This window comes from Aurantimonas sp. C2-5-R2, from assembly GCF_036549495.1.
GTDB classification, from domain to species: domain Bacteria; phylum Pseudomonadota; class Alphaproteobacteria; order Rhizobiales; family Rhizobiaceae; genus Aurantimonas; species Aurantimonas coralicida_A.
The window spans coordinates 1-12,761 of the sequence record NZ_JAZHLJ010000012.1; the positions used below are offsets into that span (position 1 = coordinate 1).

General features: G+C 62.1%; 13 protein-coding genes and 1 tRNA gene. 1 reads left to right on the plus strand and 13 read right to left on the minus strand.

Annotated elements, in window-relative coordinates; translation table 11 throughout:
- Nucleotides 1-47: 47 nt before the first annotated feature.
- From VQ044_RS07945 to VQ044_RS07985, 9 genes are all read right to left on the minus strand, one after another.
- Nucleotides 48-1,046 carry an AAA family ATPase gene (locus VQ044_RS07945; RefSeq protein WP_327650900.1) on the minus strand — a complete coding sequence of 333 codons (999 nt, stop codon included), beginning with the start codon at nucleotides 1,044-1,046 and terminating at the stop codon, nucleotides 48-50.
- Nucleotides 1,047-1,787: 741 nt separating this feature from the next.
- Nucleotides 1,788-2,117, minus strand: coding sequence for an AAA family ATPase (locus VQ044_RS07950; RefSeq protein ID WP_327650445.1), 330 nt, complete (start codon nucleotides 2,115-2,117; stop codon nucleotides 1,788-1,790).
- Nucleotides 2,118-2,777: 660 nt separating this feature from the next.
- Nucleotides 2,778-2,854 (minus strand) — tRNA-Pro (locus VQ044_RS07955).
- Between the two features lie 271 nt (nucleotides 2,855-3,125).
- The gene (locus VQ044_RS07960; protein WP_327646515.1) at nucleotides 3,126-3,704 is read right to left on the minus strand and encodes a MerR family transcriptional regulator; all 579 of its coding nucleotides are present in this window, start codon (nucleotides 3,702-3,704) and stop codon (nucleotides 3,126-3,128) included.
- A 27-nt stretch (nucleotides 3,705-3,731) separates the two neighbouring features.
- On the minus strand, nucleotides 3,732-4,079 hold the full coding sequence (locus VQ044_RS07965) for an integration host factor subunit alpha (RefSeq protein ID WP_327625578.1): 348 nt from the start codon (nucleotides 4,077-4,079) through the stop codon (nucleotides 3,732-3,734).
- A 107-nt stretch (nucleotides 4,080-4,186) separates the two neighbouring features.
- The gene (locus tag VQ044_RS07970; protein WP_327646513.1) at nucleotides 4,187-5,167 is read right to left on the minus strand and encodes a beta-ketoacyl-ACP synthase III; all 981 of its coding nucleotides are present in this window, start codon (nucleotides 5,165-5,167) and stop codon (nucleotides 4,187-4,189) included.
- Nucleotides 5,164-6,237, minus strand: a complete 1,074-nt coding sequence (plsX, locus tag VQ044_RS07975) for a phosphate acyltransferase PlsX (protein WP_327625576.1) — start codon at nucleotides 6,235-6,237, stop codon at nucleotides 5,164-5,166. Before plsX ends, VQ044_RS07970 begins: the two co-directional genes overlap by 4 nt.
- Before the next feature lie 85 nt (nucleotides 6,238-6,322).
- Nucleotides 6,323-6,898, minus strand: coding sequence for a YceD family protein (locus VQ044_RS07980; RefSeq protein ID WP_327646511.1), 576 nt, complete (start codon nucleotides 6,896-6,898; stop codon nucleotides 6,323-6,325).
- On the minus strand, nucleotides 6,895-7,437 hold the full coding sequence (locus VQ044_RS07985) for a ubiquinol-cytochrome C chaperone family protein (RefSeq protein WP_327625573.1): 543 nt from the start codon (nucleotides 7,435-7,437) through the stop codon (nucleotides 6,895-6,897). Before VQ044_RS07985 ends, VQ044_RS07980 begins: the two co-directional genes overlap by 4 nt.
- Before the next feature lie 206 nt (nucleotides 7,438-7,643).
- Between VQ044_RS07985 and VQ044_RS07990 the strand changes: the two genes are divergently transcribed.
- On the plus strand, nucleotides 7,644-8,117 hold the full coding sequence (locus VQ044_RS07990; protein ID WP_327625572.1) for an outer membrane protein assembly factor BamE: 474 nt from the start codon (nucleotides 7,644-7,646) through the stop codon (nucleotides 8,115-8,117).
- Nucleotides 8,118-8,197: 80 nt separating this feature from the next.
- Here the strand turns inward: VQ044_RS07990 and VQ044_RS07995 are convergent, their stop codons facing one another.
- The 4 genes from VQ044_RS07995 to VQ044_RS08010 all read right to left on the minus strand — a co-directional run bounded on the left by VQ044_RS07995 (nucleotide 8,198) and on the right by VQ044_RS08010 (nucleotide 12,689).
- Nucleotides 8,198-10,348: a sodium-translocating pyrophosphatase gene (locus tag VQ044_RS07995; protein ID WP_327625571.1), complete on the minus strand. Its 2,151-nt coding sequence runs from the start codon at nucleotides 10,346-10,348 to the stop codon at nucleotides 8,198-8,200.
- A 151-nt stretch (nucleotides 10,349-10,499) separates the two neighbouring features.
- Nucleotides 10,500-11,726 (minus strand): MFS transporter, encoded by a 1,227-nt coding sequence (locus VQ044_RS08000; protein ID WP_327646519.1) that lies wholly within the window; start codon nucleotides 11,724-11,726, stop codon nucleotides 10,500-10,502.
- Nucleotides 11,726-12,235, minus strand: a complete 510-nt coding sequence (nusB, locus tag VQ044_RS08005) for a transcription antitermination factor NusB (RefSeq protein WP_327646510.1) — start codon at nucleotides 12,233-12,235, stop codon at nucleotides 11,726-11,728. Before nusB ends, VQ044_RS08000 begins: the two co-directional genes overlap by 1 nt.
- Before the next feature lie 4 nt (nucleotides 12,236-12,239).
- Nucleotides 12,240-12,689: a 6,7-dimethyl-8-ribityllumazine synthase gene (locus VQ044_RS08010; RefSeq protein ID WP_327646509.1), complete on the minus strand. Its 450-nt coding sequence runs from the start codon at nucleotides 12,687-12,689 to the stop codon at nucleotides 12,240-12,242.
- Nucleotides 12,690-12,761: the final 72 nt, after the last annotated feature.

A 12,761-nucleotide genomic window follows, 5' to 3' on the forward strand; every position in this document is an offset into this window, starting at 1 on the left:
CGTCTGGATCAATCCGCCCAACAACAAGCTCCAACTCCAAGCTTAATCTATCGCTCCGGCTGTCTCACATTCGTTGACACGCTCCGGCAGCCGGTATTGGTTTCGTCCTTTCCGTTGCGCACGCCTGTCGACATGAACGTAAGGGTTCGTGGCAAATTCAGACGGGCCTTCATTACCGCCGCAAGCTGCTCATAGCTCGCGGCGTCGGTGTCACTCTCCACTAACACCTGTCGACGACCGGAATAATCGATTGAGAGAGTAGGAACCCCAAAGGTAAGCCGGTTTAGAGCTTGCTGTTTCGTGACTTTTCGTGGCGAAGAAGCGCTGTCGGCCATCTCGAACAAGGCATCCTCAGGTGCGAGCGCGACGGTGGTCGGCGAATGCGTCGTGAGGATGCAGAACATACCGCGCTCTACTACTAACCCCTCTTGGATGGCTGTCAGCCACCGATGGACCATTTCAGGATGGAGTGACGCGTCCATTTCATCGAGCAGGAGCAGCTTTGGCTCAGTAACGGTGATCCTGCGCGGATCGAACTGTAACAGAGATAGTGCGAACCGAAGCAACACTTTCTCCACCAATGAAAGTGCTTCGATGGATACCCTTGCACCATTGTCCAATCGCTGCAATACGAAACTGCAAGCCTCGGAAATTTCATGAGACGGTGAAACTACATTATAGTTTAGTCCAAAATTCTTCAATAATGTTGATATTTTTTCCCAAGGTGGGGGACCATAGCTCTCTAAAAATTCAATATTATCTAGATGTTTTTTGGTACCCTCTCTTTCATCCGTCAATCTTTTCATATCATTCGCGAACCTGACATCCCTGTAGACAGCGAAAACACCTGCGATATTTGGTTCAAGCGCGCTGAAAGTGGGCCAACTTGCCAGCTCACGAATCTCTTCATTTGAAATCTGAAGTGGGGAGACATCTCTTAGAGGCCGTTTCGAAACCCCGGAAAGCCGATGTTCGTAGTTTCTCCGCATAACCCCCACGGGCAGGAAACCGGCGAAACTGCATCGCTGACAGCGGCCAAATCTCATTCCGAACTGCGTGGTAGAGAGTTTTGAAACGGACTCTTAGAGGCCGTTTCGAAACCCTGCCAAGACCAGCCTCCATGGTTCACCCGGGACGCCCAAACCCGCGGAAATCGGGTATCATGTCATTGCGGAGCGACCATCCGAGGGGCCTTTGAACCCGCCGCAGTGAGTTTCGAAACGGACTCTTACGTTGGCGGCCTTTGCAATAAAGGACTTAAGCGTCACAAATTCCGGGCGGTGATGATGAGGATGCGTTATTTCTTTCTCTGGCGGTGGCGACACAAGCGCGCTCTCAGAGTCCGTTTCGAAACTCACTGCGGCGGGTTCAAAGGCCCCTCGGATGGTCGCTCCGCAATGACATGATACCCGATTTCCGCGGGTTTGGGCGTCCCGGGTGAACCATGGAGGCTGGTCTTGGCAGGGTTTCGAAACGGCCTCTNTGCGGCGGGTTCAAAGGCCCCTCGGATGGTCGCTCCGCAATGACATGATACCCGATTTCCGCGGGTTTGGGCGTCCCGGGTGAACCATGGAGGCTGGTCTTGGCAGGGTTTCGAAACGGCCTCTCAGCCTTCTTGTAGATCTCGCTTATGGAAGCATTCGTTGATGATGATTCTATCCGAGCGCGGCTCGCGATTTCTTTGGAGCCCAATCGCCAAACATCTTCTCCAGGCTCAAGTAGCGCGCGCCATTCTGGCCCCAGCACCTCATTAAGGGCCGCTAGATTTGGAGCAAGCCATTGCTCTCTTAGCTGCTCGAAACGCCCCAAGAGATTTTCCACTGAATCCGGTTGGGGTGTGTCCGTTGGAATATTTGCGTTTCATGAGTTGTCAGCAAAGCAGCGTGTGGTGCAATTCCATTTTCGAGGCGAAGAACCTGTCCCCAGGGGACTTGGTAGCCGGCGCGTTGTCCCGTTTCGTCTAGGAAAAGGTCAGAACTGACGGCTCCCTGCTCAATGGCTTGAAGGAGATGAGTTTTCCCGCTTCCGTTCGGCCCGACCAAAATGGTCAATGGTGGCAGATCGATGGGCTCGAACGGTTTGATGGATAGGAATTCGCGCAATCCCTCTATCTTCATTTAACCTCCGAAGTTGTCCGAAAATTTTACCGGTCAGCGCTCAGCAGGGCGACAGGTCGCACCATTCATACCGATAGAACGGAAAGGCGGTTTCGTCATCCTCACTTGTGAATGCAGCGCTGCGGGTCATTAAACTCCACTCTCCTGTCGCCGACAACCCGCCTCAATCACGGCCACAATGCCGACAGCCACGGCCCTCTCGCCCCTTGTGGGAGAGAAAGCGATTTCATCGGCTTAGCGAGTAACGCGCTAAACGATAGACATCGCAAGAGAGGGGTGGGCGGCTTCTCCGCCATCGCGGCGGCGGTTGGTCCGGTGACACCCCTCACTGGCCTTTTCTACAGTTTAGACCTCGCAAGGCTCGGCCTAAGCCCGTGAAAAGGCTTTCTCTCCCACAAGGGGCGAGAGGGGTGCCGAGCCGCTATGCCACGCGCCGTTCTCAGCCTCGGCGATTGGCGAAACCGTCCAACACGGTCGTCATCCCGGCCTTGAGCCGGGATCCATTCCAAGCCGCTTGAGCCGCCAATCCGTTGACCGACAGGATGGGGATGAAAGTCGCGGCATGGGTCCCGGCTCAAGGCCGGGATGACGAGGTTCCAAGGGCCGCGCGCTCAGGAAAAGCTCTGCGCGGCGGTCCCTTGCCCTGCAAGGCTTTGGGAATGGTCGGAGCGAGAGGATTCGAACCTCCGACCCCCTGAACCCCATTCAGGTGCGCTACCAGGCTGCGCTACGCTCCGACTGCTGACTGTCCTAGATAATCCGGGCATTGCGCGCAACAGGCAAATGCAGTGCGGCGCACGCGATCTCGCGAAAAGCGCCCTTCCCGCTCCCGATTGAAACGGCGACAATGCCAGTGCCGGATCGCCGTGTGCAGCGGCGGGCCGCGCGAAGCCGTTCAGGCGATCGTCGGAGACCGCAGACTGCGCCGCTGTGGCGGCCGGGTCGAATGCCGTTTCCCGCAGGCCCTGAGCGTCGAAAGGCGCAGACACCGCGTCAAGCCGGTCGACGTCACCGCACCTGGTCGAGAAGACGTTTGCATTCGAGCAACTGCAGGATCACGTCGTCGAGTTCGTCGGCGCTCTCGCGTGGGAGCAATCCGCCGCGTTGGCCGTCTTCGGTGCCGGCGTTGCGGTGACGTTTCAGCAACCCGGCAAAGGGCTTGCCGGGTCCGTCCGCCGCGGCGGTCGGTTTGCCAGCCTCTTCCCGCGATTCGGGCGCAATCAGATCGATATCGTCGAGATGGGGCTCGTCGTTCGCGCCGGCACTTGCCGCGCTTTGCCGCCCCGCCTGAATCTGTTCGAGCGCCGCGATGTCACCCGAACCGACCGCCACGACGAAGCGCGCGCCGTTTTCCTTCAGGATCCGCTGCACGCCCTTGATGGTGAAACCCTTGACGTACAGGAGATACTGGATGCCCTTGAGAAGCTCGACATCGTCCGGGCGGTAATAGCGACGACCGCCGCCCCGCTTCATCGGCTTGATCTGCGGGAAGCGGGTTTCCCAGAACCGCAGAACATGTTGCGGCAGGTCGAGATCTCCCGCGACCTCGCTGATCGTGCGAAAGGCGTCGACGCTCTTTTCCGTCATGGCGGTGACCAATCGACCGTCGCGGCCTTACTCGGCGGCTTTCAGCATCTCGAGACCGTGCGCTTTCGGACGTCGCTCGCCATGCGCCCCCAGTATCCGGTCCTTCAGAACGTTGGAAGGCTTGAACACCGCGACACGCCGGGGCGAGATCGGCACTTCCTCGCCGGTCTTCGGATTCCGCCCGACGCGTTCGTTCTTCTTGCGAACCAGAAACGATCCGAACGACGAAATCTTGACCGATTCCCCGCTGGCGATGGTCGAGCAGATCTCGTCGAGGACCATTTCGACAAGTTGCGCCGACTCCGTCCTGGACAGACCGATCTTCCTGAAAACCGCCTCGGCAAGGTCGGCCCTGGTGAGGGTCTTGTCTCCCATACATGTCCCCTAACTTTCTGGAAGACCGTCGGACACAGATCGCTGGTCGGCGCCCTTACGTATGGCCACACTTTAGCGAAAACATCATCTGAATCAAGGCTTGATATCTACCAGCGGAGCAAAACCGCACCCCAGGTGAAGCCGCCGCCCATAGCCTCCAGAAGCACGAGATCACCACGCTTGATGCGACCGTCGCGAACCGCCGCGTCGAGCGCCAGCGGGATCGAGGCGGCCGAGGTGTTGCCATGCCGGTCGACGGTCACCACCACCTTCTCGGCGGCGATCCCGAGTTTCCTCGCCGAGGCATCGATGATCCGCCGGTTCGCCTGATGGGGAACGAACCAGTCGATATCATCGGCCGTTACGCCGGCCGCCGCGAACGAGTCCTCGATCACGTCGGTGATCATCCCGACCGCGTGCTTGAAAACCTCGCGGCCTTCCATGCGCAGCTTGCCGATCGTCCCGGTGGTCGAGGGGCCGCCATCGACATACAGCTTCGACTGGTGGGCGCCGTCCGAGCGCAGCCGCGAGACGATGATGCCGCGCGCGTCGCCCGCACCGGTTTCGGCGGTCGCTTCGAGCACCACGGCTCCGGCGCCGTCGCCGAACAGCACGCAGGTCGACCGGTCTTCCCAGTCGAGAATACGCGAGAAGGTTTCCGCGCCGATGACGAGCGCCCGGCGGGCCATGCCGCTCTTCAGGTAGAGATCGGCGGTGGTCAGCGCATAGACGAAACCACTGCACACGGCCTGAATGTCGAAGGCGAAGCCATGTGAGATGCCAAGTCGATGCTGAACCTGCACGGCAGAGGCAGGAAACGTGTTGTTGGGGGTCGCGGTCGCCAGGACGATCAGGTCGATGTCGGCGGGTTCGAGACCGGCGGCGGCGAGAGCTTGCCGAGCCGCCGCCTCGGCGAGCGACACGGTGGTCTCGTGGTCGCCGGCGATGTGACGCGCCGCGATGCCCGTTCGCTGGCGGATCCATTCGTCGGAGGTCTCGACGATGCCTTCGAAATCCTGGTTGCGCATGATCCGTTCGGGCAGGGCCGAGCCGGTTCCGCGCACGACCGATCTCGTTTCATTCGTCATTGCAGATTGCTTTCGGGAATTGCGACGGCTTCCTCGGAAACGCGCAGATAGAAGCTATTGAGGTCCGCCTCGATCTTTTCGCGCAGGCCGTTGCGGGCCATCGCGTGAGCCAGATCGATCGCCGCCGCGATCCCTTCCGCATCCGTGCCGCCATGGCTCTTGATGACGATGCCGTTGAGGCCGAGAAACACGCCGCCATTGGCCTTGCGCGGGTCCATCTTGTCGCGAAGCCGTTCGAAGGCGCTCCTGGCCAGGATGTATCCGGCCTTGGCAAGCCAGGTCTGCGACATCGCGGCGCGCAGATAGGCGCCGATCTGCTTGGCGGTTCCCTCGGCCGTCTTCAACGCGATGTTGCCGGTAAAGCCTTCGGTCACGACGACATCCACGGTGCCCTTGCCGAGGTCATCGCCTTCGACGAACCCGCGATAGTCGATGCCGGACAGCGGCGTCTCCTTGAGGAAACGGCCAGCCTCGCGAATCTCGTCCTGACCCTTGACCTCCTCCACGCCGATATTGAGCAAGCCGACGGTCGGGCGCTCCACGCCGAAGAGAGCCCGCGCCATGGCGCCGCCCATCATCGAGAAGTCGATCAATTGCTGCGCGTCCGCGCCGATCGTCGCGCCGACATCGAGCACGATGCTGTCGCCACGCAGGGTCGGCCAGATCGCGGCGATCGCCGGACGCTCGATATTCGCCATCGTGCGCAGACAGAACTTGGCCATGGCCATCAGCGCACCGGTGTTTCCGGCCGAGACCGCGACATCGGCCTCACGCGTCTTCACGGCCTCGATCGCTCGCCACATGGAGGATTTGTACCGGCCCTGTCGGAGCGCCTGCGACGGTTTGTCGTCCATGCGAATCGAAATCTCGCAATGGTGAAACGTCGATGCCGCCGCCAGTTCGGGGTCCGCGTCGAGAAGCGGCATGACGAGATCGCTCTGGCCGAAGAGGACAAAGCGCGTGTCGGGGTGGCGCTTCAACGCGATGGCCGCACCCGCGAGAACCACGTCCGGCCCGTGATCACCGCCCATGGCGTCGATCGAGATCGTAATGCCGGTCTTTGAATTCAAAGGTCTCTCGCTTTCCTGCAGTGCACCCGGACGGCGCGGCGCGAAGATATCCGTTTGCGCGCGAACGGCAACCGTCGATTTTTCATCAATTCTTGTCCTCATCGTCACGCGGAACGAGAGACACCAGGGCCTCGAAGGCAGAGTGCGGGCGGGCGTCGGGATCAGGGTCCGTATCGACACGATCGAAAACCGCGTCCGCCTCGCGTGGATACGGGTCGAGGACCAGCGCCAGAGCCTCCACCAGATACGGACCAAGGTCGATGGTGTGACCGGCGTACACCTCAGGCGGATCCTCGCCCTCGGGATCGGTGTATAATTCCTGCTCGCCCGGTTGATCGATACGCGCCAGCTTGGAGCCCTCTGGCACGAAAATCAGCTCGAACGGTTCCGTGATCGTCTGGCGCAGCGGCTCCAGGCTGACGACGCTCAGCTGCACGACCGTCGCCGCAACCTGCCCGGTGACACGCACGCCCTCGGCCCGCCACGGCAGCACGCGGAGATCGCCGACAAACGTTTCGACGGCCGAAATGTCGAGTTCGCCGGCCAGCGCCCCACGCTCCGTTTCATCCGCCTCGAAGCGGACCAGCATGCCATCGCGCGGCAATTTGAGCGGCGATATGGGGTATCGGATGGCCTTGGACCCCATAAACTCCCGAGTCATGCCGCTCCTCCCAACTCGCCAGTCTCGATGTGTCCCGAAAGAATCGCGGAGACCGTCGTCGCCTGAAACCGCGTTTTCATCCCCGCCATGTAAGTTGCCAGCCGCAAGGCAACACCCTCCCCCGCTTCGGCAGGAACAACGCGTGCCTGGAGTGCGGCAGCGAGGCGGGCGAGCGGCACCTGGGAATCGTCGAGCGCCGCCTCATAGGCGGCGACGCGCTCGTAGAAAATTCCTGCCAGCTTGCGCATGCGCTTTGGAACCGAGGGATCGCCCACTCCCAGTTCGCGGATCGACTGCTCGACATCGGTGATGAAACGGTCGACGACATCCTGCGCGATCGCCTGGAGCGCAGGCTCTTCCCGGCAACGCTGGAGAAACAGGAAGACATGGATCGACAAGGCGTCGAACCGTCCCATCACGGTATCCGGGATGCCATGCTCCAGATAAAGCTCGGGACTGCGGGCCAGCGCCACCAGTTCGCCATAGAGACGCTCAACGACTTCGCGATTACGACGGTTGGTTTTCAGTCGGGCGAACATGGCTGGGTCCGATGCGTTTCGGGCGATATCACCGGGGCGGGTGCCACAGCGCCGAGCCGATTGCAACGCCGCCGAAGGTGCTTTACCTAGTCCGACCGGCTTGGTTTGAAAGGCGGTGGAGGAGACCGCCGTGCCTTCGCGGCGCGTTGGAAATCGCCGTTATGCAGCGCAGCCTGCGGGACGCGACGTCAATGGCCTCAAGGAGAATGATCAGCGTGAACTCATCCGTCCGCCTGAAGCGATCGATGCTCGCTTCCGCCGCCGTCGCGGCGGTTCTCGCCCTGTCCGCGTGCTCGACCAGCGAGGTCCTGAACCAGGGCTACGTCGTCGACGAAAAAAGCCTCGAGCTGGTTCCGGTCGGCTCCAGCCGCGAGCAGGTGCTTCTGGCTCTCGGCTCGCCATCGACGACGGCGACGTTCGACAACGAGGTATTCTATTACATCTCCCAGAAGCGCGTTCGCCCGGTGGCGTTCATGCAGCCCCAACTGGTCGACCAGAAGGTGCTTGCGGTCTACTTCAATGCGGACGGACGCGTCGAGCGGATCGCCAATTACGGCCTGCAGAACGGTCAGCTCTTCGACTTCATCTCGCGCACGACGACGACGGGTGGCAAGGATAAAACCTTCCTCGGCCAGATCCTGACCGATACCGGCAGCGGCGGGCGCGGTATCCGCCTCTGACCTGAGCCGGACAGTCGGCATGAAAAGAGCCCCGCGAGCGATCTCGCGGGGCTCTTTCCTTTTCGCGACTCCCCGCGAGATCAGCTGTGGGCGAGGACCGCCAAAAGCAGCAGCGCGACGATGTTGGTGATCTTGATCGCCGGATTGACCGCCGGACCCGCCGTATCCTTGTAGGGATCGCCGACCGTGTCACCGGTGACCGAAGCCTTGTGGGCCTCCGAGCCCTTCATATGCTTAGTGCCGGAGGCATCGACAAAACCGTCCTCGAAGGACTTCTTCGCATTGTCCCAGGCGCCGCCGCCGGACGTCATCGAGATGGCGACGAAGATGCCGGTGACGATGACGCCGAGCAGCATCCCCCCCACCGCCGAGAAGGCCTGGCTCTTGTCGGCGATCAACAGGACGCCGAAATAGACGACGATTGGCGCCAGAACCGGCAGCAGCGATGGCACGATCATCTCCTTGATCGCCGCACGGGTCAGAAGGTCGACCGCCCTTGCATAGTCGGGCCGCTCCGTGCCGGCCATGATGCCCGGCTTCTCACGGAACTGTCGGCGCACCTCCTCGACCACGGAACTCGCCGCGCGTCCGACCGCCGTCATCGCGATGCCGCCGAAGAGAAACGGGATCAGGCCGCCGAGGAACAGGCCGACGACGACGAAGGGGTTGGTGAGCGCGAAATCGGGCTCGACCCCTTGGAAATATTCGAAGCCCTGCCCTGCGTTGGCCTGCTGGATAAAATATTGCAGGTCGTAGTTGTACGCGGCGAACAGCACCAAGGCGCCGAGACCGGCCGAGCCAATCGCATAGCCCTTGGTGACCGCCTTGGTCGTGTTGCCGACCGCGTCGAGCGCATCGGTCGAACGGCGAACATCGGCGGGCAGACCCGCCATTTCCGCGATGCCGCCCGCGTTGTCCGTCACCGGCCCGAACGCGTCGAGGGCGACGATCATGCCGGCGATGCCGAGCATGGCGGTCACGGCGATCGCGGTCCCGTAAAGGCCCGCGAGTTGGTAGGTCGAGATGATGCCGGCGACGATGACGATCGTCGGCAGCGCCGTTGCCTCGAGCGACACCGCGAGACCCTGGATGACGTTGGTTCCGTGACCCGACACGGATGCCTCGCTGATTGAACGGACGGGGCGGAAGCCGATCCCGGTATAAAATTCCGTAATCCAGACGATCAGCCCGGTGACCACGAGACCGATGATGCCGCTGAAGAAAAGGTTCAGGCCGTTGATCGTCACGCCATCCGTGGACTGGCCGATGTCGCCGAAGCCAATCGTGGCCCAGGTCGCGATCGCGAGGCCCACGATCGACAGCAGCGTCGTCGCCCACAGGCCCTTGTACAGGGCGCCCATGATCGAGCCGTTCGAGCCAAGCCGAACAAAGAACGTGCCGATGATCGACGTGATGATGCAGGCGCCGCCGATCGCCAGCGGATATGCCATCACGCTTTCGATGATGTCGGAGCCGGCAAAGAAGATCGCGCCGAGCACCATCGTCGCGACGATGGTCACCGCGTAGGTCTCGAAGAGATCGGCCGCCATGCCGGCGCAATCGCCGACATTGTCGCCGACATTGTCGGCGATGGTGGCAGGATTGCGCGGGTCGTCCTCGGGAATGCCGGCTTCCACCTTGCCGACGAGATCACCGCCGACGTCGGCGCCCTTGGTAAAGATGCCGCCGCCCAGACGGGCGAAGATGGAGATCAGCGATGCGCCGAAGCCGAGCGAGACGAGCGCGTCGATCACGGTGCGGTCCGAGGCCGCGAAACCGAATTGCGTGGTGAGAAGGAGAAAATAGACGGTGACGCCAAGCAACGCCAGTCCGGCCACGAGCATCCCCGTGATCGCCCCCGACTTAAAGGCAATACCGAGACCGAGGCTGAGCGAGCGCGAGCACGCCTGGGCGGTCCGGACGTTGGCGCGCACCGACACGTTCATGCCGATGAAGCCGGCGAGACCTGACAAGACTGCGCCGATGAGGAAACCGCCCGCGGCATAGGCCGACAGGAGGAACCAGGTGATGGCAGCAACAACCGCGCCGACGATCGCGATGGTGGTGTACTGGCGCAAAAGATAGGCTTGGGCGCCTTCCCGAATCGCACCGGCGATCTCCTGCATTCGCGCCGAGCCCTGATCGGCCGCCATGACTGATCGGGTGGCCCAAATCGCGTAGACGATCGCCAGTAGCCCGCACAGAGCCACAATAATTAAGATTGTCGGCATGCTGTTCCCTCACTCCTCGCCAGATATGTGTCCGGCGATTTCCCCAATTTTCCCGACGAGAACGAATTTCATTCCCCGTCCCGCAAGGCGACCGGGAGGTTATAGAAGGGCCGGATGCCGTCAAGCGCCCAGATTGGTCGGATGGGCGAATTTACCCTTGCGGCTGCGTCCGCGGCGCGAAGCGCGACTGCACGACCAATGCCACGAGACATAGCGCCACGATTGGGAAGATGACGACATTCATCGTCTCCCAGCCCGCGGCTACGAAGGTCCGCCCCGACATGAAGGACGCGAAGGCGACCGTGGAAAACAGCAGGAAATCGTGCAGCCCTTGCGTCTTGTTCTTTTCCGACGGCCGGTAGGTCTCCGCGACCATCGCCGTTGCCCCGATAAATCCGAAATTCCAGCCGAGGCCAAGCAGCGCGAGACCGACCCAGAAGTTCCAGACCGCGAGACCGGACATGAAAATGCCGCCACTCGCCGCAAGCAGCAAAAGCCCGGTCGCCACGATGACCTGTTTTCCGAACCGAGCGATCAGGCGGCCGGTGAAGAAGCTCGGACCGAACATCGCAAGGACGTGCCACTGAATGCCTAAAACGGCCACGTCCTTGGTGAGTCCGCAGCCGACGATCGCCAGCGGCGCGCCGGTCATGACGAAGCTCATCACCCCGTACGTGCCGACGCCACACAGCAGCGCAACCAGGAAACGCGGCTGTGCGACGATCTCGGACAACGGCCGCGCCGGCATCGCATCGTCCGGATGGGTCTCCTCCGGGCCGTCGGGAATTCGCAGAAATGTCAGGACGCCGGCACCGAGGATACCAAGGATGATGACTCCAACAAACGCTCCGGCGAAATCGACCGGCAGAAAGAGGCCGTCCGTCAGCCGCACGGTCTGCGGTCCGATGACGGCGGCCAGGATGCCCCCGGCCAGCACAATCCCGATGGCCCGCGGTTGATACAACCTGGAGGCGCCGTCGGTCGCGGCAAAGCGATATTGCTGGGTGAAGGAGCCGCCGACGCCGACCAACATCAAGGCCAGCGCGAAGAGCCAGAAACTGCCGCCGAACAAGGCAAGGGTCGCGACCAAACCGCCGGTGGACGTCACCAGCGCCCCCGAAACGAAACCGAGCCGCCGTCCGACTGCCCGCATCAGCGCCGCCGCCGGCAAGGCCCCAATTGCGATGCCGAGATTGAATCCGGTCACCGGGAGCGTCGCCATCGACTTGTCTTCGAGGAGCAGCCACGCACCGGCGAGACCGCCGATCGAGATCACGACCGGCGCGGCGCCTCCGACCAGAGCCTGCGCGCCCGCCAGAATGAAGGCGTTGCGGCGCACGGCCCGTTCACCGAGCGAAAGGGGCGCCGCGTTCTCCATCAAACCTTAGCGTCCTTAGCGTCCTTGGCGTCTTTGCCTCGGCCCTCGCCGCGCGCGACGCGGTCGAGCACCGCATTGACCAGCCCCGGTTCGTCGTCGTTGTAGAACGCCTTGGCGACGTCGACATATTCGGAAACGATCACGGCGACCGGAACGTCCTTGCGGTTCGTCAATTCGTAGGCCCCGGCCCGCAGGATCGCCCGCAGGGTGGTGTCGATGCGCGATAGCGGCCAATCCGTAGGCAACGAGGCGTGGATGCGCGGATCGATGACTTTTTGGGTCCGCACGACGCCGGAGACGACATCGCGGAACCAGGCCGCATCGGCGTCGCGATAGATCTCTCCGTCGATCTCCTGGCCGAGCCGGAAACCCTCATATTCCGCTACTGTCTCCAGCAGGCCGGTACCGCCCACATCCATCTGGTAGAGCGCTTGGACGGCGGCGAGTCGTGCCGCGCCTCGCTTGTTGGCGGGCTTGACAACGCGAGGCTGTGGCTCAGTCCCGGCCATGATCTCAGGCCCCCAACCGATCGCGCAGCGCGATCATCTGCAGCGCCGCGCGGGCGGCCGCGCCGCCCTTGTCCTTGCGGCGGCGATCGGCGCGATCGAGCGCCTGCTCCTCGTTCTCAACGGTCAGGATGCCATTGCCGATCGCGACGGTCTCGTCGAGCGACAGCGCCATCAGGCCCCGCGACGATTCGTTGGCAACGAGCTCGAAATGATAGGTTTCGCCGCGGATGACACATCCGAGCACGATGAACCCGTCATAATCGGCCCTTCCCTCGTCCGCGCCGGCGAGAGCGAACCCGACGGCCGCGGGCGCTTCCAGCGCGCCCGGCACAGTAACGACATCGAAGGTCGCGCCAGCTTTGTCGAGTTCGGCCTTGGCCCCTTCGATCAGCAAATCGGCGATGTGCTCATAGAACCTGGCCTCGACGACGAGGAGATGCGGCTTGGATGCCATGGGTGTTCCTTCCTGGCGGTCGAGTATTCCGGCAGACGGGGGCGCGGCGCGGGCGACGTTTCGCCGCAGTGA

Coding starts and splice junctions, on each gene's coding strand:
- VQ044_RS07945 (WP_327650900.1), bottom strand. CDS start 1,046: ATGAGATTTGGCCGCTGTCAGCGATGCAGTTTCGCCGGTTTCCTGCCC.
- VQ044_RS07950 (WP_327650445.1), bottom strand. CDS start 2,117: ATGAAGATAGAGGGATTGCGCGAATTCCTATCCATCAAACCGTTCGAG.
- VQ044_RS07960 (WP_327646515.1), bottom strand. CDS start 3,704: ATGACGGAAAAGAGCGTCGACGCCTTTCGCACGATCAGCGAGGTCGCG.
- VQ044_RS07965 (WP_327625578.1), bottom strand. CDS start 4,079: ATGGGAGACAAGACCCTCACCAGGGCCGACCTTGCCGAGGCGGTTTTC.
- VQ044_RS07970 (WP_327646513.1), bottom strand. CDS start 5,167: ATGACGAATGAAACGAGATCGGTCGTGCGCGGAACCGGCTCGGCCCTG.
- VQ044_RS07980 (WP_327646511.1), bottom strand. CDS start 6,898: ATGACTCGGGAGTTTATGGGGTCCAAGGCCATCCGATACCCCATATCG.
- VQ044_RS07985 (WP_327625573.1), bottom strand. CDS start 7,437: ATGTTCGCCCGACTGAAAACCAACCGTCGTAATCGCGAAGTCGTTGAG.
- VQ044_RS07990 (WP_327625572.1), top strand. CDS start 7,644: ATGATCAGCGTGAACTCATCCGTCCGCCTGAAGCGATCGATGCTCGCT.
- VQ044_RS07995 (WP_327625571.1), bottom strand. CDS start 10,348: ATGCCGACAATCTTAATTATTGTGGCTCTGTGCGGGCTACTGGCGATC.
- VQ044_RS08000 (WP_327646519.1), bottom strand. CDS start 11,726: ATGGAGAACGCGGCGCCCCTTTCGCTCGGTGAACGGGCCGTGCGCCGC.
- nusB (WP_327646510.1), bottom strand. CDS start 12,235: ATGGCCGGGACTGAGCCACAGCCTCGCGTTGTCAAGCCCGCCAACAAG.
- VQ044_RS08010 (WP_327646509.1), bottom strand. CDS start 12,689: ATGGCATCCAAGCCGCATCTCCTCGTCGTCGAGGCCAGGTTCTATGAG.